The following is an 18387-nucleotide window of genomic DNA, read 5'->3' as shown; positions in this document are numbered from 1 at the left end:
TATCCCCTTTTAAAATAATGGTGTACCGGTCATTTCTTCCGGTTGCTCAATATCCAATAATTTCAGCATCGTCGGCGCCAAGTCGGCCAAAATGCCTTCCCGCAACTCGATATCCGGTTTCGTCACAATGACAGGCACCGGATTGGTCGTATGCGCCGTCATCGGTGCGCCATCTTGTGTCGTCACTTCGTCCGCATTTCCGTGGTCGGCTGTCACGATGGCCGTCCCGCCTTTTGCAAGCAGCGCATCGATAATTTTGCCTAGGCATTCATCGACTGTTTCGATCGCCTTGATCGTCGGTTCCAGCATGCCGCTGTGGCCGACCATATCCGGGTTGGCGAAGTTCAAGATAATGGCATCATAACGATTGGCCGCAAGCCCATCCAGCAGTGCGTCCGTCACTTCGTAAGCGCTCATTTCCGGCTTCAAGTCATATGTCGCCACTTTTGGTGAATTAATCAAAAGCCGCTCTTCCCCTTCGAAATTATCCTCTCTGCCGCCGCTCATGAAGAACGTGACGTGCGGATATTTCTCCGTCTCCGCGATGCGCAATTGCCGCAAGCCGTTTTTCGAAAGGACTTCCCCTATTGTGTTATCGAGGTTTTCATTGTTGAATACGACGTTCGCAACTACTTCATCACTATAGTGCGTGAAACTGACGAATTTCAAGTCTTCCAATTGCTTCGTTTCAAATTCGGCAAATGCCGGATCAGTGAAGGCACGGGATAGCTGGATCGCCCGGTCCGGACGGAAATTGAAGAACATGACTGCATCCCCGCTTTCCACCTTGGCAACCGGCTCTCCCAACTCCTCGATCACGAACGGCATGACGAACTCATCATGGAGTTCCCGCTCGTACGAAGCAAGAACACCGGCCGACGGAGTCGCTGCTGTTTGGGCAACTCCATCCACGATAGCACGATACGCTTTTTCGACTCGGTCCCATCGTTTGTCCCGATCCATCGCGTAATACCGTCCAGAGATAGAAGCAAACTTGCCGACCTCCAGCTCTTTCATTATGGACTCGGTCTTTTCGATATAATCCAGTGCCGTTTGCGGGCCAACATCCCGGCCGTCAAGGAACCCATGGATATAAACTTTTTCAATGCCATTCAACTTCGCCAATCGCAGCAATGCAAAAAGATGCTCATAATGGCTATGTACGCCGCCATCAGAAAGAAGGCCCATTAAATGAAGTGCCGAGCCTCGCTCTTTGACATGTGCAATGGCATCCAGCAGCGCTTCTTTATTAAAAAAGTCAGCTTCCCGGATTGACTTGTTGATGCGCGTGAGGCTCTGGTACACGATCCGTCCTGCGCCGATATTCAAATGGCCGACCTCGGAATTCCCCATTTGTCCATCGGGAAGGCCTACTGCTTCGCCGGAAGCCGTTAGCGTCGTGTGTGGATAATTACTCCACAAAATGTCGAAGTTCGGCTTGTTCGCCTGCGCGACTGCATTACCGAAATTCTCATCACGCAACCCAAAGCCATCCAAAATGATTAACGCGACAGGTCCCGTCTTACCCATTTCCGCCGACCTCCACTAGTTTCAAAAATGATGCCGGATCCAAACTTGCCCCGCCGACCAATGCCCCATCGATATGTTCCATCGATAGCAATTCGCCGATGTTCTCCGGCTTGACGCTGCCGCCGTATTGAATACGGATTTGATCCGCGACGCTTTCTCCGTACATTTCTCGGATCGTGCTGCGGATCGTGCCGCACACTTCATTGGCGTCTTGTGCGGTTGCCGTTTTCCCCGTACCAATCGCCCAGATTGGCTCGTAGGCGATGACCGCCTTTGCAGCGGACTGCGCATCGATGCCGTCGAACGCTTTTTCCACTTGGTCTGCCACCAATTGTGCCGTCTGGCCGGCCTCGCGCTGTTCGAGTGATTCTCCGACACAAACGATCGGCGTCAATTCGTTTTCGAATGCTGCTCGGACTTTCCGATTCACGGAACTGTCGGTTTCATTAAAATACTGGCGGCGCTCCGAATGGCCAAGGATGACATAGCGCACCCCGACATTCGCCAACATCGCCGGGCTCACTTCCCCAGTGAACGCTCCCTCTTTCTCTTCGTGCATCGTCTGTGCACCGATGGCCAATGGAGAAGCCAAGGTTAATCGCGATAGTTCCTCCAAGTAGAGGGATGGCGGACAAACGACCGCTTCCACGTGATCCGATTCCGAGAGATTCCCGATCACTTCCCGAATAAAGCTTTTCGCTTCCCCACTCGTCTTATACATTTTCCAATTTCCCGCAATGATCCGTTTTCGCAAATCAGCACCTCCATTCATCGATCCTGTAATGCTACTACTCCAGGGAGTTCCTTCCCTTCCATGAATTCCAACGAAGCTCCGCCGCCCGTCGATACATGGTCCATCCGATCCGCCAAGTCGAATTTTTCGACAGCCGCTGCGGAGTCTCCACCGCCAATGATCGTATAGGCCTCTGTTTCAGCCATTGCTTCCGCTACTTGTTTCGTACCGTTTGAAAATGGCTCCATTTCAAAGACGCCCATCGGTCCATTCCAGATCGCGAACTTCGAATTCCGGATGACGTCTGCGTACAATTTCGCCGTTTCCGGTCCGATATCCAGCCCCATCCATCCTTCCGGGATCGCGTCTATTGTAACAGTTTGCGTTTTCGCTTCGTTTGAAAACGAGTCCGCCACGACCGCATCGATCGGCAAGTACAGATTGACATCTTTCTCCTTCGCTTTTTCAATGAAGGATTTGGCTAGTTCGATTTTGTCTTCTTCCACGAGCGAATTGCCTGTTTCATATCCTTGCGCTTTTGTAAATGTATAGGAAAGACCGCCTCCGATAAGGAGATTGTCTGCAATATCCAATAGATTATCGATCACGCCGATTTTATCTTTCACTTTCGCGCCGCCTACGATCGCTGTGAATGGGCGGTCCGGGTTGGATAACGCCTTGCCGAGAACGTCCAGCTCCGTTTCGAGCAGGAATCCTAGCACGCCCGGTATGTAATTTGCAATGCCTGCTGTGGAGGCATGAGCACGGTGAGCAGTCCCGAATGCATCATTGACGAATACGTCCGCCAGTTTTGCAAATTCTTTCGCAAGTGCAGGATCATTTTTCTCTTCGCCTTCATTGAACCGCACATTTTCCAACAGGACAATCTCGCCGTTTTCCATCGAAGCGATTGCTTCTTCTACTGCTGTTCCGACGGATTCCTTGAGGATCTTCACCGGTTTCCCGAGCAGTTCCGCAAGTTTATTGCCCGCTGGTGCCAGGCGCATCTCTTCGACGACTTGTCCTTTCGGCCGGCCGAGATGACTCGCCAAGATGACTTTCGCTCCGTTTTCCACCATATATTCAATCGTCGGGATTGCAGCCCGGATCCGGGTATCGTCGGTCACTTCGCCATTCTCCATCGGTACATTGAAATCGACACGGCAAAATACACGTTGCCCTTCCAGCTGCATATCTTTCATCGTCTTTTTAGACATCATGAAAAATGCCCACCTCCAAGATTAATTAAAAAGAAGGACCGGGGTATCCCCGCTCCTCTTACCCATCTACTCATTATAAGCGGTTCACGTTAGAATGGCTATGTTTATCTTCATTCACCGAATTCCTTTGCTTGCAATCAACAAAGCCAGATCGACACATCGGGCGGCGTAGGCGGATTCGTTGTCGTACCAACAGACGACTTTGATGAGATTTTCCTGCAACACCATGGTCGATAAACCGTCCACTGTCGATGAAAAGGTGTTGCCATTATAATCCTTGGAGACTAAGGGCAAATCCGTGTATGACAGGATGCCTTTCATTTCATTCTCCGCCGCTTGCTGTAAAGCGCCATTGACTTCTTCCACCGACGCATTTTTGTCCAATTCCACGACAAAGTCGACGAGCGATACATTCGACGTCGGCACTCGGACGGCCATTCCATCCAACTTCCCTTTCAGTTCAGGGAGCACCTTCGCGACCGAGGCAGCGGCACCCGTTGTCGTCGGGATGATCGATTCGGCGGCGGCCCGGGCACGGCGATAATCGGAATGGGGCAAATCCAAAATCCGCTGGTCATTCGTGTAAGAGTGGACCGTCGTCATGAAGCCGCGGCGGATGCCGAACTGTTCGTGGAGCACCTTCGCGACCGGGGCAAGACAGTTCGTTGTACAGGACGCATTGGAGACAATATCATCCTTGCCGGGATCGTACGTCTCTTCATTGACTCCTAGCACGAGGGTGGTGATATCTCCTTTCGCAGGTGCCGATAATAGAACCTTCTTCGCGCCGGCCTCCAAATGTTTGCCCAACCCTTCCCGATTGCGGAACACTCCGGTGGATTCGATGACGAGATCGACGCCGAGTTCTTTCCATGGCAGCTGGGACGGATCCCGCTCGGCGAACACGCGGATCTTCTTTCCGTTGACAATCAAAGTATCTTCATCGGACTCCACATCCGCCTCGAATATCCCGTGGACGGAATCGTATTTCAGTAAATGGGCGAGCATCGCGGCATCCGTCAAATCGTTCACCGCGACCAGTTCGATGTCCTCCCGGCGCTTCACCACTTCACGCAACACCAGACGGCCGATCCGCCCAAATCCGTTGATGGCCATTTTCAAAGTCATGCCAATCCCTCCTCACTTCTTTCTTTTATAACTACCCGTAGTTTCCTGTTCTTATGTATGAAAGTGAAGATTTGGGAGTGGAGGCATGGGTGATGTAGGGTGTTGCGCAGAGTTATGGGCGCGGGGATTAGTGGTTTGAGCGCGGGATGCGAGTTATGGGCGCCGCGGGACGGGGTTTGAGCGCGGAAACCGAGTTATGAGCGCGGCGGGACGGGGTTTGAGCGCGAAAACCGAGTTATGAGCGCATGGAACGGAATATGAGCGCAAAACCCGCGTTATGAGCGCGGGATGCGAGTTATGGGCATGGCGGAGCGGCGTTTGAGCGCACAACTCAAGTTATGGTCGCTGCGAAACGCAGTATAAGCGCGAAATCCAAGTTATAAGCGCAAAGGGGTGCAAATTAAAAACACGAGTGCAATCTCTTCATTCAAATAATCCAATAATATCCATATAGCCGATGGAGCCGTACAGGGCCACTTGCCCGTCGATTTCAATTACCGGGATCATGAGCATATACTTTTCGTGGATGGCATCGTCCTGTTCGATATCGACTTCCGTCCACGTAAAGGGGTAATCGTCTTCCGCCAATTGCAGCATCCGCTTCGCGTCCTCGCAAAGCGGGCAGCCTTCTCTCGTGTAAAATGTCAACTGCATAGGTCACACCTCGTTCGGTTTAGTTCCCCTTAGTATAATCAAAAAAAGAATGGCACGCATGCATGCCATCCTTTTGGTTTACCAGCTTCGGCCGCCTCCGCCTCCACCGCCGGAACCACCGCCGCCGAATCCGCCAAACCCTCCGCCTCCAGAGCCGCCGCCTCCGAAGAAACCACCGCCGCCTCCACCGCCGAAGGATCCTGGGAAGAAGACCGGTCCTCCGCGACTCCGGCGTCCACCGGAACCGCCCGAACCACCGCCGCCTCGTCCTCCCATGAGACTGAATACAATAATTAAAATAATGATAAGGGTAACCCACGGAAAACCACCGTCCGACGAATCATATTCACCAGCCACGGTGTTCACCGGCAAGGATGCGCCGTCCAGTCCGTACTCGGCCGCAATCTCGTTATAATATGCCTTATACGCATTGACAATTGCTTGGTCGGGCTGTTCTTCATTCAAAAAAGGAACCGCCACTTCATCCATAATCCGTGTGACTTTTCCATCCGGCAAAGCCCCTTCCAGTCCATAGCCGACCGACAGTTCGAAGTGGCGGTCGCCTGCTGAATTCTTTTGGGTCGTCACGACAAATAACGCACCGTTATTGAGCTTTTTATCCCCTAATTGGAATTCCCGCAACTTCTTCACCGCATATTCCGCGACCGGTTCGTCCCCGATGCTCGGAATCGTCAATACGGCGAGCTCCGCGGACGTCGCTTCATATAACCGGATTCCGTATTGCTCCAGTTCCGCTTCCTGTTGTGGCGATAAAATATCCGCGCCGTCTTGGATCACCGGGACATTCGCTGCGGACGCCAGTCCGGGCAAGACGGTTATACTGAGCAGACACGCCGCAAGAAAGAGGCGAATGGCCCGATGGATCACTTGTTGTCATCCCCGAAATCGACTTCCGGGGCATCTTTCGCACCCGCGTCCGCTGGATAATACTCTTTTTCATCGAATCCGAAAATGGAAGCAACCAATTTCCCCGGGAACCGTTTCACTTGCCGATTATACGACGATACGACATTATTGTAGTCCATCCGTGCGACTGTGAGCCGGTTTTCCGTTCCGGCTAACTCATCCATGAGCTGGGTAAACTGTCGATCGGCTTTTAGTTCCGGATAATTTTCCACCACAACGAGCAGTCGGCTTAAAGCACCCGATAATTCATTATCCGCCGCTACCTCTTCGTCCCGGCTATTGGCTCCGGCAAGCCGGGAGCGGGCTTCTGCAATTTCAGTCAGAACCTCACTTTCATGACTCGCATACCCTTTGACCGTATTCACCAAGTTGGGAATCAAATCGAGTCGCCGCTGCAACTGGTTATCGACTTGCGCATTCGCTTGATCCACGTCTTCCTCCAAGTTGACGAATTTGTTATAACTTGGTACGAATATGATCGCGAGCACGACCAAAATAATGACAACCGTCAAAAGCGGTCCTAGCAATTTCCTCATTTCACCACTCCTCACTACCTTATGATATTAATTTACCGCTAATCCGATGCTTTAAAACTTCTCCTCACCTACTATATACTGTCTCCCAAGTCGATAGGTTTCATTTATTTTTATCCAGCGGGAGTTCAAACTCCCGCTGAATAAAAATAAAGCCTCCGGCGGATGTCACGGTTTTTTAAGGGAAGCTTTAAGGGGAAGGCAGTCTAAGTACGCGACGTCCTAAAGGTGCCTTAATTTCTGCAAAGGACGCAGAAATACGGCAAATCGAACCTTCACTGTTCGATTCGCGACGACTGCATGACCGACATCCTGTCGGCCTCAAGCTCGAAAAAATCCGGACGCAATCACGCCGAGGCGTGATTGACTTTTGATTATTTAAAAAACCGATCTCATTGGCTGAGATCGGCTTTTTCTTTATCACTTTTCGTTGTCTGTCAGTTTCATATCGCTGCGTGTGATGATATGATCGATTAGTCCATATTCTTTGGCACGTTCGGCAGTCATGAAGTTGTCACGGTCTGTGTCGCGTGCAATTACTTCGACCGGTTGGCCTGTGCGCTCGGAAAGGATCGTGTTCAATTTTTCACGCAGGAACAAGATGCGTTTTGCGGCGATTTCGATTTCCGTCGCCTGCCCTTGAGCGCCGCCCAGTGGTTGGTGGATCATGACTTCCGCGTTCGGCAACGCATACCGTTTGCCTTTCGTTCCGGCTGTAAGAAGGAAGGATCCCATGGACGCAGCCATTCCGATACAAATCGTCTGAATGTCCGGTTTGATGAACTGCATCGTATCATAAATCGCCATTCCGGCTGTGATACTTCCTCCCGGGCTGTTAATATAGATGGACACGTCTTTTTCAGGATCTTCCGCTTCCAGGAAGAGAAGTTGCGCTACAATGGAGTTCGCCACATTATCGTCGATTGCGCTCCCCAACAGGATGATCCGATCTTTTAATAAGCGGGAATAAATATCGTAAGCTCGTTCTCCCCGGTTCGTCTGTTCAATTACTGTAGGTATTAGATTCATTCCATTTCCTCCTTCAAGTTGAATAAGTGTCGGTCTGCTGAAACCACTTGCCGTTTCAACTGTACCTTCATCATACCTAGTATGGTCAACTAAGGTCAAATATAATGCCTTATGAAAGCCATGGGAACTTTCTCAAAAAAACTGTTGCAATCTCGTCGCGGCAATTGTATAATAAGATTTGTCCGCTACGAAGAGTAGCAGTGATATGCCCTCGTGGTGCAATGGATAGCACGCAAGATTCCGGTTCTTGAAATGTGGGTTCGACTCCTGCCGAGGGCGTTTTATAGTTTTCCTTGAAAATCCACGTTGGTGGATTTTTTTTATTTCTCCCATTTTCTCCGTCCAGCTGTTTATTTCGGCATATGTATTCTAGAATCCTCTTTTCCAACCGACTTCTTTGTTAGTATAGCCTATCCTCTCTGTGCTAAACTTCCTGAAACTATTTCACCCCCTTCCCTTTTGCTGAATTTTTTGCTATTGTTAGGACGTCAACACAATTACATACACATTTTGACCATTAGGGGAATCCTTGAAAAGGACTGAGAGACGAGTGCAACTCCGATACCCTTATTACCTGAACAGGTTCGGACCTGCGGAGGGAAGTGGCTTGTTTCAGTGCATCTTTGTCCATTTAGATGATCTCTAGACCACTTATCTTTCCAGGTAGGTGGTCTTTTTGTGCATAAAGGAGGTGAAAGTTTGAAACTGATTGCGGTCACCAATGATTGCCTCCCGGATCATAGACTGGCGGAAGTCCTTCTGGCAATCCAGCCTTCTGTCGATGCAGTTATTTTACGTGAAAAATCAAAAACCGATCGGGAGATGGTCCGGCTGATCGATCATCTGGTCGAGTCCGGATTCGAGCAGCAGAAACTGATTGTCCACGGACGCGTCGATATCGCTCTTGCTTGCGGGATCGGACGGGTGCAAATACCGGGCCACGGGATTCCGCCTGCTTTGATTAAAAACAAGATACCCGAGCTTTCCCTCGGCAAGTCCGTCCATTCGTACAATGAAGCGATCTCGGCCAGTGAAGATGGCGCGGATTGGGTTCTGTACGGCCATCTGTTTGAAACCCGCTCAAAGGAAGGGCTTTCGGCTCGCGGCACTGTGGAATTGAGCAAAATCATTGCCGATCTGCCTATACCAACTTATGCAATCGGTGGAATCCAGCCTAGCCATCTTAAGGAATTGGCCCGGTTAGGCGTTGCGGGGATCGCCATCATGTCTTCTATTTTCGACAGCGACCATCCAGGGCAAGCCATCCGCAAGTATCGTCAGGAACTTGAATATGTGAGGAATTGAGGAGGCGTTCTAAATTGAAGAAGATCGATGTGAACGGGGTGGGGCGGTCGATTCCGAAAGAGGTCGGGGATGTCTATCAGCTGCTGCACCATCTCGGACTGGAAAACCGTATTTTAATTGTGGAATTGAACAGGCAGATTTTGAATAAAGAGGCGTATGATCACCCGATTCGGGACAAGGATCAGATTGAAATCATTCATTTCGTAGGAGGCGGCTAAGCATGTTGAAGATCGGAAATAAAACTTTCAAATCCCGCTTATTGCTCGGGACCGGGAAATATCCTTCATTCGAAATTCAGAAGGAAGCGGTATGTGTATCGGAGGCAGAAATTCTTACATTTGCGGTTCGACGAATGAACCTGTTTGAACCTTCGCAACCGAATTTCCTGGAACAGCTCGATTTGTCGAAGTATACGCTCCTACCGAATACCGCGGGGGCAAAAACGGCAGAGGAAGCGGTGCGCATTGCCCAGCTGGCGAAAGCCTCAGGTCTCTGCGACATGGTGAAAGTCGAAATCATCGGCTGCGATCGCTCATTACTGCCCGATCCGGTTGAAACGTTGCGGGCGACTGAAATGCTGTTGGAGGAAGGTTTCATCGTATTGCCCTACACTTCGGATGATGTCGTCCTCGCAAGACGACTAGGTGAAATGGGAGTGCATGCCATTATGCCGGGCGGCGCACCGATCGGTTCGGGGCGAGGCATCCTCAATCCATTGAATTTGTCATTCATTATCGAGCAGGCGGAGGTGCCGGTCATTATTGATGCAGGCGTCGGTTCTCCGAAGGATGCGGCATTCGCCATGGAATTGGGCGCGGATGGCGTCCTGTTGAACACGGCGGTGTCTGCCGCCCAAGACCCGGTCAAGATGGCGGAGGCGATGAAACTGGCAATCGAAGCCGGACGGTTAGGCTACGAGGCGGGACGGATGCCGGAGCGCGATTATGCCGTCGCCAGCAGTCCGATGGAAGGGCTCTTGCCAAATTGAACGGGAAATATTCGCGTCAGGAACTCTTTGCTCCGATTGGCGAAGAAGGCCAGCGCAAAATTCGGAGTGCCAAAGTGTTCGTCATGGGGGCCGGCGCGCTCGGCTCCTCCAGTGCCGAAATGCTGGTCCGGGCGGGCGTCGGCCAGCTGACCATCGTCGATCGGGACATTATCGAGTGGACGAACCTCCATCGACAACAACTTTATACCGAGCAAGATGTCATTGATCAGCTGCCGAAAGCGGTGGCCGCTGAAAAACGGTTGGCCGCCATTAATGGAGACGTGCAAATCGATGGAATCGTGGCAGACGTCACACCTGAAAATGCCGAAGACTTGATTACGGGCCATGATGTAGTCATCGATGGCACGGACAATATCGAAATCCGCCTGCTCCTCAACGATGCGGCAATGAAAGCTGGCATTCCCTATTTCATGGGTGCCTGCGTCGGAAGTTACGGACTGTCTTTCCCGATTGGCTTGGAGGATGGCCAGCCTTGTCTGCATTGCCTGCTGGACACACTGCCCTCGCAGATGATGACCTGTGATACGGTCGGCGTCATCAGCCCAGTTGTCGTTACGACCGCGGCCCGGCAAGTGGCGGATGTCTTGAAATATTTAACCGGCGCTTCATTCACGCCGAGATTGGAATCGGCTGATCTGTGGACCGGAGAGCGCTCGACGATTGATGTCCGAACATTGAAAAAGGGGGATTGTCCCAGTTGTTCGGAGCGTAGAACGTATCCTTTTCTGGACAAGAGCGCATCCGTCCGAACGGCGGTCCTCTGCGGGCGCGACACTGTCCAGCTGACCTATCCGGCGACCCGACCCTTTGAATTGCAAGCCATCGCGGAATCCATTGCAGGAACCGTCAAGGACCTGAAACGCAATCCCCATCTGGCCGTCTGCCGGTTTGACGGCCACCGGATCGTTCTATTTCGCGATGGGCGCATCCTGATTCACGGAACGAAAGATATCCCGACCGCCAAGCGGATTGTTACTTCGTTATTGGGATGACGGGCAGGTGGAGGGAGAATCCCTTCACCTGTTTTTTTAGGGAATGAGGTGAGATGGAGTGTTTGAGGTAGGTGGAGCTAAGTTATCAACGGTTGTGGCGTGTTATCAGTGCTGGACAAGGGTTATCAGCAGTTGTCATGAGTTATCAGCACTCCACCCAAGTTATCAGCAGTTGTCACGAATTATCAGCACTCCACCCAAGTTATCAGCAGTTGCCACGAGTTTTCAGCGCTCCACCAAAGTTATCAGCAGTTGCCACGAGTTTTCAGCGCTCCACCAAAGTTATCAGCAGTTGCCACGAGTTTTCAGCACTCCACGCGAATTATCAGCAGTTGTCACTAGTTATCGGCACTCCACCCAAGTTAGCAGCGGTTGTCACTAGTTATCAGCGCTCCACCCAAGTTATCAGCAGTTGTCACTAGTTATCAGCACCCCACGTAAGTTATCAGCAGTTGCCACGAGTTATCAGCACCCCACGTAAGTTATCAGCAGTTGCCACGAGTTATCAGCACTCCACCCAAGTTATCAGCAGTTGCCACGAGTTATCAGCACTCCACCCAAGTTATCAGCAGTTGCCACGAGTTATCAGCACTCCTCGCGAATTATCAGCGGTCGTCACGAATTATCAGCGCACCTCGCGGAGTATCAGCAGTTTGCCACTTTCCCAAAACAAAAACCGTTCCCTAGTAAACAACAACGGTAACGGTTTCGGTTTCTTTTAGTTTTCATTTTCCACGAGGGCGACGAGGGCATCCAATGCCTGTTCCTCATCGACTCCTTCGGCAATCAAAGTAATGGTCGTATTGCGGGAGATGGCGAGGCTCATGATCCCCATGATACTTTTCGCATTCACCTGACGTTCTTCCTTTTTCAAGAAAATGTCCGATATGTAGCGATTTGCCTCTTGCACGAATTGGGCCGCTTGCCGCGCCTGCAATCCCGTTTTCATTTTCACTTCAACTGTCCGTTCCGCCATAACTGGACCAACTCCTCTCATTTTTGACAGCTTCTCTTCCATTATACTCCGGTACCTCTTGTGACAGAGTCCGCCGGCTGACTCAAGCACCACGCCCCTGCACTACGCGTCCGGGTCGGATTATACGCTGCCAATTCCCCCGTTCCGGAGATTTTCCGCAATTTCTTCAATTTTTCGCAGCCGGTGGTTGACACCGGATTTACTCACTTTTCCGCCGGATACCAATTCGCCTAATTCTTTCAGCGTAATGTCTTGATTTTCCACACGAAGCCGGGCGATTTCTTGTAGACGGTCAGGCAACTGATCCAAACCGATCGTATTTTGAATGAACTTGATATTCTCCACTTGCCGCTGGGCCGCTCCGATCGTCTTGTTCAAATTGGCCGTCTCGCAATTGACAAGTCGATTGACACTGTTGCGCATATCCCGTACGATGCGGACGTCCTCGAATTTCATCAACGAGACATGGGCTCCTACAATGCTAAGGAAATCCGATATTTTCTCGGCTTCCTTCAAGTAGGCGATATACCCTTTTTTCCGCTCAATCGACTTTGCATTCAGATGGAATTTGTTCATTAATTTGACCAGCGACTCACTATGCTCTTTGTAAATCGACGAAATTTCAAGATGGTACGAGGAAGTCTCGGGATTATTGATCGAGCCTCCCGCCAAAAAGGCGCCTCGTAAATAGGCACGCTGGCAGCATTTCTTTTGAATCAAGGATTTCGGGATTTCATTTTCAAATTGAAACGTTCCTTTTACAATCTGCAAGTCTTCGAGCAGTGCCTTTGCCCCATCACGGACCCGGCAAATATACACATTGTTCTTTTTCAACCGCATTTTTTTCCGGACGAGCAGCTCGACTTTATAAGGATATAACCTTCTCAAATTCGTGTAAAGTCTTCTTGCAATTGCAGCGTTCTCCGTCTGGACATCCAAGCTCAGCTGCTTATTGGAAAACGACAACGCCCCGTTCATCCGAATGAAAGCGGCCACTTCCGATTTCACACAACAATCATCCGATTCAATCTGCGTCAACTCTTTCTTTGTTTCTGAAGCAAAAGACATGATGCTCCCCCCTTTCCGGCGATAATCACGTCTAATCCGATTCTATCCCGTTTTCTCTATATATTCCATTAGCCAATCGGCCACTTTCTGTGCATCGTGGAAAACACTTTCCCCCTTGACGATTGCAATATCCTTCACGACGATGTCTGGCACCAGCTTTCGCAGAGCTTCTAAATCAATTTCGACAGGCCAGGAGGCTTCCCCTTTCACTTGCTTCGAAAAATCTAAACCATTCAGCAAGACAGTATCGATAAACGGCTGTCCCGTATGGGCATATAATGCCTGCACATGCTCAGAAGCCGTATACCGATAGGTTTCGCCCGCTTGGGTGCTCAGATTGCTAATATACACCTTTTTAGCCCTCGATGACAAGACTGCATCCCGGATTGCCTGGACGAGCAATGTCGGCAAGATGCTCGTGTACAGACTTCCCGGACCGACGACGATCAAATCCGCTGCTTGGATCATCTCAAGCGTCTTGGTCAATGGCGCCACTTCCTGGGGTGATAGGTACACTTTCCTTATTTTACGGCCATACACCGGGATTTTAGACTCGCCCGTCACAATTGTGCCATCCTCCAGTTCAGCATGCAAGGTAATCCTCTGATTGGCCGCAGGAAGCACTCTTCCTTTAATATTCAGCACCCGGCTCATTTTCTCGACGGCACTGGCAAAATCCCCTGTGATATCGGTAAGCGCGGCTAACATCAAGTTTCCAAGCGAATGTCCTTTCAACCCTTCCGCCGTTTGGAAGCGGTACTGGAACATTTGCTCAATGAGCGGTTCCACATCTGAAAGCGCTGCCATCACGTTTCGGATATCCCCAGGTGGCGGAATGTCATATTGATCCAATAATCTGCCGGAGCTGCCTCCGTCATCCGCCACAGTCACGACAGCAGTCAGATCGACGGGATGGCGTTTCAGGCCGCGGAGCAATGTCGATAATCCGGTCCCGCCTCCGAATACGACAATCCTTTTCCCGATATCAGTTGGGAACATGGCGTCATCCCTTTCTCTTTTCTATATCGCGATGTGTAATGAGGGTGCGGTATTCGTTTTCGTAACGCCCGCCGAAATATTGCGCGAGGGTCACCGACCGATGCTGGCCGCCTGTACAGCCGAACGCAATGACCACTTGCGACTTCCCTTCATTCTTATATTGCGGAATTAAAAACTTGAACAGATCGGACAGCTTTTCAATTAGCATCTGGGTATCGCCCCATTTCAGGACATAGTCCGATACCTCTTTTTCCAGACCGGTTTTCGGCTTTAACTCTTGGATATAGAAAGGATTGGGCAAGAATCGCACGTCAAAGACGACGTCCGCATCGATCGGCATCCCGTGCTTGAATCCAAAGGAAATGAAGTTCACCGTAAACCCCGGTTCGCCTTTCTTCGAGAACTCCGAAATAATCTTCTCCCGCAACTCTCTCGGTTTCAATGTAGACGTATTATAAATTGACCGAGCCCGGCCTTTCATCTCGGATAATAAAAGCCGTTCTTTTCGGATGCCTTCCAGCGGGAGCCCGCCTTCCGACAACGGATGGGATCTTCTCGTCTCTTTATAGCGACGGACGAGCGTTTCATCGTCGGCGTCCAAGAACAGGATTTGAGAAGAGACGCCTTCCATTAGCAGCAGCTCATCCAACGCGCCGATGAGGGAGTCGAACAAGTCACCGCCCCGTGTGTCCATGACCGCCGCAATCCGGCGCATCCGGTTTTCTGATTTCATCATCAAATCCAGAAACGTCACCAACAGCTCGGGAGGCAAATTATCGATGCAATAAAACCCTAGATCCTCGAAGCTTTGCATCGCTACCGTCTTCCCGGCTCCTGACATTCCCGTAATGATTACCAATTCCATTTCGCTCTGCGGCATTTCATTTTCCGTCATTCTGTACCCTCCACTGATTTCTGCATTCTTTCGTTCAGTAATTCAAATTGCTCGGTATAATGGAACGTACCATATTGCATTCCTTGCTCCGACACTGCAAACAGGAGATTCGTCCGATCCCCTTCCGCCATCGGCAACGTCCGCAGACTCTCCACCGGATGCCACTCCAGGATGCCTTCCCGATTCGTTTCATAAGGCGTGCCAATCAGATCGCGGGCGATGAATGTAAAGAGCATCCACTCATCGGCCGGATTGCCGGACTCGTCGTGGATCACCATCGTGTAGGCCCCTTTCAGGTGAGGTTCTACAGGCACGGCTCCCGTCTCTTCCGAAAATTCTCGCACAGCCGCCTCGTAAATGGACTCCCCCGCATCCAACTTTCCACCGGGGGCTACATACCAGCCGCGGCGTGGTTTTTTCAATAGTAAAACTTGGCCGTCTTTCAGGACAAGTAAATTTGCAATCCTCTGCATGTATCCATCCCCACTTTTCTTGCGCTTAGTATTATTATACAACGGAATACATTAAAAAGATAAGAACAACGGCGCCGGGCTCCCAAACGTTAATTCAACATCCCCTAAAATCATATCTCTCCTTCCCTAAGGATAGACATAAAAAGAAGGCCATCCTCCGGAGAACCGAAAGATAGCCTTGAAGGTATTTCTATATCAAAAGGGGGGTCAATTGATACTCTTACTATATCCTTTTCGTGTTGCATTACTGTTACAACCACATTAAGGATATATTAAATACTTCCTTGTCCCGTCACTTTGCTTCTGAAGCTGTTTTTTCTTTCACTTCTTCCACGTATTTCTGGACCGCTTGGGCGGCGATACTTCCGTCGCCTGTTGCCGTCACAATTTGGCGCAATAATTTTTCACGGACGTCGCCTGCCGCATAAATGCCCGGTACGGCTGTTTCCATGATTTCATTTGTCTCAATATAGCCATTTGCATCAAGGATCCCTAAATCGGAGAACGGAGCTGTCAATGGATCCATTCCGATATAGACGAACATCCCATCTGTCTCGAATTCCTGCTCGGACCCGTCCACCGTGGAAACGAGTGTGACGGAACCGATTTTCCCGTCCTTTTCATTCACTTTCTTGACGGTCGAGTTCCAGATGAAATCAATTTTTTCATTAGCAAACGCGCGGTCTTGTAAGATTTTTTGGGCACGCAATTCATCGCGTCGGTGAATGATCGTCACCTTGTTCGCAAATCGAGTCAAGTAGGCGCCTTCTTCGACCGCAGAGTCGCCGCCGCCGATGACGATGATCTCTTTGTTCCGGAAGAATGCTCCGTCACAGACTGCACAGTAGCTTACGCCGCGTCCAGTTAATTCGGATTCTCCTGGAATTCCCATTTTTCTATATTCTGCTCCGGTTGTGATGATGATCGCATGGGCTTTATATTCCGTATCTCCCACTTTGACGGTTTTATAAACGTCTCCGTCGATCACTTCCGTCACATCACCATAGGCATATTCCGCACCGAATTTCTTCGCATGTTCGAACATTTTCGTCGAAAGGTCGGGTCCTAAAATATGTTCAAATCCAGGGTAGTTTTCGATATCTTCTGTGTTTGCCATTTGGCCGCCCGGCATTCCTCGCTCCAACATCAGTGTTGAAAGGTTTGCTCGGGATGTATATACTGCCGCTGTCATCCCCGCAGGGCCGGCTCCAATAATAATAACATCATATGTTTTCTCGGTTGCCATGTGAATTCCTCCTCCACATCTTCTACACCACAAATCGTAAAGTATTCCGGGTTCCCCTTCAACTTTTATGCCTGATGGGAGTAGTTCGATGGGTCGATTTATGAGTCGAAAATAGGTAAGAATTCAATGAGCTGGCCGACGTATTTCGTTAAAGTCGGGACCGAAATTCCATATTTTTGTGCAAGCGCCTTCTTTGTCACATCCGTATATCTCGAGGACTGGAACATATAATCTGCCGCTGCTGCCAATGCAGGAGGATTGGCGAACGGATAGGATTTATTCAGAGCTGATTCGCAAAGGGCAAACCACATTTGGAACAGATGCGTCCCTTGCTTGTTCAATGGTCGGTATTCCTCATATAGCAGGTCGGTCGTCTCGAGAGCCCGCAGGAATGACTCGTCCAGCTCATCGACCGGGACGAGGTCATAGTCCAAACTGGTCGCCAAGAAAAGCCGCTCCATCTCGCTTAGTTCAGAGACATTGATGTAGGACGGATGCGAAATGATTTCCTGCTTATGCCCCGACTTGCCGAGCAAATAAAAACCAAACATCCGCTCACTGCGGTAACCGTTCTGGATTTTGCCCAATAAAAACCCGCGGTCCTGTTCGTAGGAATCCGGAGGAATATCGCTTTGGACATCGCGCCACGGTTCATATCCCGCTTTGGTCGGATCAATTTCGACCAGTTTGGCATAGGCTTCCTTCGCCACTGCCTCATGCCCCGAAAAATACGCTGAATGGGATAGCCAGAAATAATATCCCGCATCCCCGTCGAATCCCCGTTTTTGCAGGCTGCGCAACCAGTGGTACGCCTCTTTATGCCTGCCAATCAAAGCGAAAGTGGCGCCCAATTTATAGCGGTGCTCAAATTGGTACGGTTTGATTTTCAGAAGAAGTTCCAGCAGAGATTCCAATTCTTCCTCTTTTTTCTCATAGTAATAGAACACAGCGAGATTACAAAGTGCGTGGATATTCCCTTTATTGCGCTCCAGCACCTCATGCAGAAGGCTGCGGGCCATCTCCGTCTCACCGATATAGAAATAAGCGAGCGCCAAATTATTATAAGCCGCCCAGAAATCGGGATAATCCACGATGATGGACTCCAAATGGTGTACCGCCGCTTTGAAATCGCCGGCTTCCATTAGACGCCGCGCCTTCTCCTGAAGGAAATACACTTCCCCGTCCGGCATTTCCTCCTCATCGTAAAAGGCTTCCTCCTGCTCCGCAAAATCAATGATTTCCATCGCTTCGTCCGCAAAGACGCCATCGGGGAGCAAAGAGATATACTGTTCCGCATATTTCTTGGCATCGCGCAACAAACCGAGGTGCGCATGGACTTCAGCCAAGTAAAAGATGACCTCTTCTTCAGAGGAGTCAAGTGCGTGAGCTTTCATCAGATGCTCATGCGCTTCATCAAAACGCCCCTCTTCCATCAGGAGGACACCGTATTGCATTAAGATCAACGGGTCTTCAGGACTCAGCTCTGTCGCCCGCATCAAATATTTGCGTGCATCGTCAAAACGGTCCCGCTGCATCGCTTGAATCGCTTTATGATAATAAAATTCACCGTCTGGAATGAAAGAGATCACTTTCTTGTCATGTATCTTGCGTTTTTTATCCAATCATGAACCCCCGAAAAAATAAGAAGGAACGTCCGATACGTCCCTTCT

At 50.3% G+C, this 18387-nt stretch carries 19 protein-coding genes, 1 tRNA gene and 1 riboswitch; of the genes, 5 read left to right on the top strand and 15 right to left on the bottom strand.

Annotated elements, in window-relative coordinates; all coding sequences use genetic code 11:
* Positions 1-9 precede the first annotated feature (9 nt).
* From gpmI to clpP, 8 genes are all read right to left on the bottom strand, one after another.
* Positions 10-1530: a 2,3-bisphosphoglycerate-independent phosphoglycerate mutase gene (gene gpmI / locus MKY41_RS19050; protein WP_340746572.1), complete on the bottom strand. Its 1521-nt coding sequence runs from the start codon at positions 1528-1530 to the stop codon at positions 10-12.
* Positions 1523-2284 carry a triose-phosphate isomerase gene (tpiA, locus tag MKY41_RS19045; protein ID WP_340746571.1) on the bottom strand — a complete coding sequence of 254 codons (762 nt, stop codon included), beginning with the start codon at positions 2282-2284 and terminating at the stop codon, positions 1523-1525. Before tpiA ends, gpmI begins: the two co-directional genes overlap by 8 nt.
* 14 nt (positions 2285-2298) lie before the next feature.
* Positions 2299-3483, bottom strand: a complete 1185-nt coding sequence (locus tag MKY41_RS19040; protein ID WP_340746570.1) for a phosphoglycerate kinase — start codon at positions 3481-3483, stop codon at positions 2299-2301.
* Between the two features lie 114 nt (positions 3484-3597).
* The gene (gap, locus tag MKY41_RS19035) at positions 3598-4611 is read right to left on the bottom strand and encodes a type I glyceraldehyde-3-phosphate dehydrogenase (RefSeq protein ID WP_340746569.1); all 1014 of its coding nucleotides are present in this window, start codon (positions 4609-4611) and stop codon (positions 3598-3600) included.
* 423 nt (positions 4612-5034) lie between these two features.
* A complete protein-coding gene (locus MKY41_RS19030; RefSeq protein WP_340746568.1) occupies positions 5035-5265 on the bottom strand; it encodes a glutaredoxin family protein in 231 nt (76 codons plus the stop codon).
* A gap of 78 nt (positions 5266-5343) precedes the next feature.
* On the bottom strand, positions 5344-6153 hold the full coding sequence (locus MKY41_RS19025; RefSeq protein WP_340746567.1) for a TPM domain-containing protein: 810 nt from the start codon (positions 6151-6153) through the stop codon (positions 5344-5346).
* Complete coding sequence (locus MKY41_RS19020) at positions 6150-6728, bottom strand: LemA family protein (RefSeq protein ID WP_340746566.1); 579 nt, start codon at positions 6726-6728, stop codon at positions 6150-6152. Before MKY41_RS19020 ends, MKY41_RS19025 begins: the two co-directional genes overlap by 4 nt.
* A 417-nt stretch (positions 6729-7145) precedes the next feature.
* Positions 7146-7754, bottom strand: coding sequence for an ATP-dependent Clp endopeptidase proteolytic subunit ClpP (gene clpP / locus MKY41_RS19015; RefSeq protein ID WP_340746565.1), 609 nt, complete (start codon positions 7752-7754; stop codon positions 7146-7148).
* Positions 7755-7961: 207 nt separating this feature from the next.
* Between clpP and MKY41_RS19010 the strand changes: the two genes are divergently transcribed.
* From MKY41_RS19010 to MKY41_RS18990, 5 genes are all read left to right on the top strand, one after another.
* Positions 7962-8033: transfer RNA gene (locus MKY41_RS19010), tRNA-Arg, on the top strand.
* Between the two features lie 230 nt (positions 8034-8263).
* Positions 8264-8372, top strand: a riboswitch (TPP riboswitch).
* Positions 8373-8453: 81 nt separating this feature from the next.
* Complete coding sequence (locus tag MKY41_RS19005) at positions 8454-9059, top strand: thiamine phosphate synthase (protein WP_340746564.1); 606 nt, start codon at positions 8454-8456, stop codon at positions 9057-9059.
* Between the two features lie 14 nt (positions 9060-9073).
* Positions 9074-9277 (top strand): sulfur carrier protein ThiS, encoded by a 204-nt coding sequence (gene thiS / locus MKY41_RS19000; RefSeq protein ID WP_340746563.1) that lies wholly within the window; start codon positions 9074-9076, stop codon positions 9275-9277.
* A 2-nt stretch (positions 9278-9279) separates the two neighbouring features.
* Positions 9280-10047 carry a thiazole synthase gene (locus tag MKY41_RS18995; protein ID WP_340746562.1) on the top strand — a complete coding sequence of 256 codons (768 nt, stop codon included), beginning with the start codon at positions 9280-9282 and terminating at the stop codon, positions 10045-10047.
* Positions 10044-11060 carry a ThiF family adenylyltransferase gene (locus MKY41_RS18990; RefSeq protein WP_340746561.1) on the top strand — a complete coding sequence of 339 codons (1017 nt, stop codon included), beginning with the start codon at positions 10044-10046 and terminating at the stop codon, positions 11058-11060. Before MKY41_RS18995 ends, MKY41_RS18990 begins: the two co-directional genes overlap by 4 nt.
* A 718-nt stretch (positions 11061-11778) precedes the next feature.
* Here the strand turns inward: MKY41_RS18990 and MKY41_RS18985 are convergent.
* The 7 genes from MKY41_RS18985 to MKY41_RS18955 form a co-directional block, all read right to left on the bottom strand.
* Complete coding sequence (locus MKY41_RS18985) at positions 11779-12036, bottom strand: HPr family phosphocarrier protein (protein ID WP_340746560.1); 258 nt, start codon at positions 12034-12036, stop codon at positions 11779-11781.
* Between the two features lie 120 nt (positions 12037-12156).
* Positions 12157-13104 carry a DNA-binding protein WhiA gene (whiA, locus tag MKY41_RS18980; RefSeq protein ID WP_340746559.1) on the bottom strand — a complete coding sequence of 316 codons (948 nt, stop codon included), beginning with the start codon at positions 13102-13104 and terminating at the stop codon, positions 12157-12159.
* Positions 13105-13146: 42 nt separating this feature from the next.
* Positions 13147-14103 carry a gluconeogenesis factor YvcK family protein gene (locus MKY41_RS18975; RefSeq protein WP_340746558.1) on the bottom strand — a complete coding sequence of 319 codons (957 nt, stop codon included), beginning with the start codon at positions 14101-14103 and terminating at the stop codon, positions 13147-13149.
* A gap of 4 nt (positions 14104-14107) precedes the next feature.
* Entirely contained in the window at positions 14108-14998 is an 891-nt protein-coding gene (rapZ, locus tag MKY41_RS18970; RefSeq protein WP_340746557.1) for an RNase adapter RapZ, read from the bottom strand.
* Complete coding sequence (locus tag MKY41_RS18965; RefSeq protein WP_041071048.1) at positions 14995-15471, bottom strand: NUDIX hydrolase; 477 nt, start codon at positions 15469-15471, stop codon at positions 14995-14997. The genes rapZ and MKY41_RS18965 overlap by 4 nt, the downstream gene beginning before the upstream one ends.
* Before the next feature lie 292 nt (positions 15472-15763).
* Positions 15764-16717: a thioredoxin-disulfide reductase gene (trxB, locus tag MKY41_RS18960; protein WP_340746556.1), complete on the bottom strand. Its 954-nt coding sequence runs from the start codon at positions 16715-16717 to the stop codon at positions 15764-15766.
* Positions 16718-16815: 98 nt separating this feature from the next.
* A complete protein-coding gene (locus MKY41_RS18955) occupies positions 16816-18339 on the bottom strand; it encodes a tetratricopeptide repeat protein (RefSeq protein ID WP_340746555.1) in 1524 nt (507 codons plus the stop codon).
* Positions 18340-18387: the final 48 nt, after the last annotated feature.

Source organism: Sporosarcina sp. FSL W7-1349, from assembly GCF_038003045.1.
Classification (GTDB): Bacteria; Bacillota; Bacilli; order Bacillales_A; family Planococcaceae; genus Sporosarcina.
Note: the sequence above shows the minus strand (reverse complement) of the source record. Positions and strands in the feature narration are given on the sequence as shown.

What these genes read in the sequence shown, in the direction of transcription:
- rapZ (WP_340746557.1), bottom strand. Translation starts at nt 14,998, where the DNA reads ATGACGGAAAATGAAATGCCGCAGAGCGAAATGGAATTGGTAATCATT.
- gpmI (WP_340746572.1), bottom strand. Translation starts at nt 1,530, where the DNA reads ATGGGTAAGACGGGACCTGTCGCGTTAATCATTTTGGATGGCTTTGGG.
- MKY41_RS19030 (WP_340746568.1), bottom strand. Translation starts at nt 5,265, where the DNA reads ATGCAGTTGACATTTTACACGAGAGAAGGCTGCCCGCTTTGCGAGGAC.
- whiA (WP_340746559.1), bottom strand. Translation starts at nt 13,104, where the DNA reads ATGTCTTTTGCTTCAGAAACAAAGAAAGAGTTGACGCAGATTGAATCG.
- MKY41_RS18965 (WP_041071048.1), bottom strand. Translation starts at nt 15,471, where the DNA reads ATGCAGAGGATTGCAAATTTACTTGTCCTGAAAGACGGCCAAGTTTTA.
- MKY41_RS19020 (WP_340746566.1), bottom strand. Translation starts at nt 6,728, where the DNA reads ATGAGGAAATTGCTAGGACCGCTTTTGACGGTTGTCATTATTTTGGTC.
- MKY41_RS19040 (WP_340746570.1), bottom strand. Translation starts at nt 3,483, where the DNA reads ATGATGTCTAAAAAGACGATGAAAGATATGCAGCTGGAAGGGCAACGT.
- trxB (WP_340746556.1), bottom strand. Translation starts at nt 16,717, where the DNA reads ATGGCAACCGAGAAAACATATGATGTTATTATTATTGGAGCCGGCCCT.
- gap (WP_340746569.1), bottom strand. Translation starts at nt 4,611, where the DNA reads ATGACTTTGAAAATGGCCATCAACGGATTTGGGCGGATCGGCCGTCTG.
- MKY41_RS18995 (WP_340746562.1), top strand. Translation starts at nt 9,280, where the DNA reads ATGTTGAAGATCGGAAATAAAACTTTCAAATCCCGCTTATTGCTCGGG.
- MKY41_RS18975 (WP_340746558.1), bottom strand. Translation starts at nt 14,103, where the DNA reads ATGTTCCCAACTGATATCGGGAAAAGGATTGTCGTATTCGGAGGCGGG.
- clpP (WP_340746565.1), bottom strand. Translation starts at nt 7,754, where the DNA reads ATGAATCTAATACCTACAGTAATTGAACAGACGAACCGGGGAGAACGA.
- MKY41_RS18985 (WP_340746560.1), bottom strand. Translation starts at nt 12,036, where the DNA reads ATGGCGGAACGGACAGTTGAAGTGAAAATGAAAACGGGATTGCAGGCG.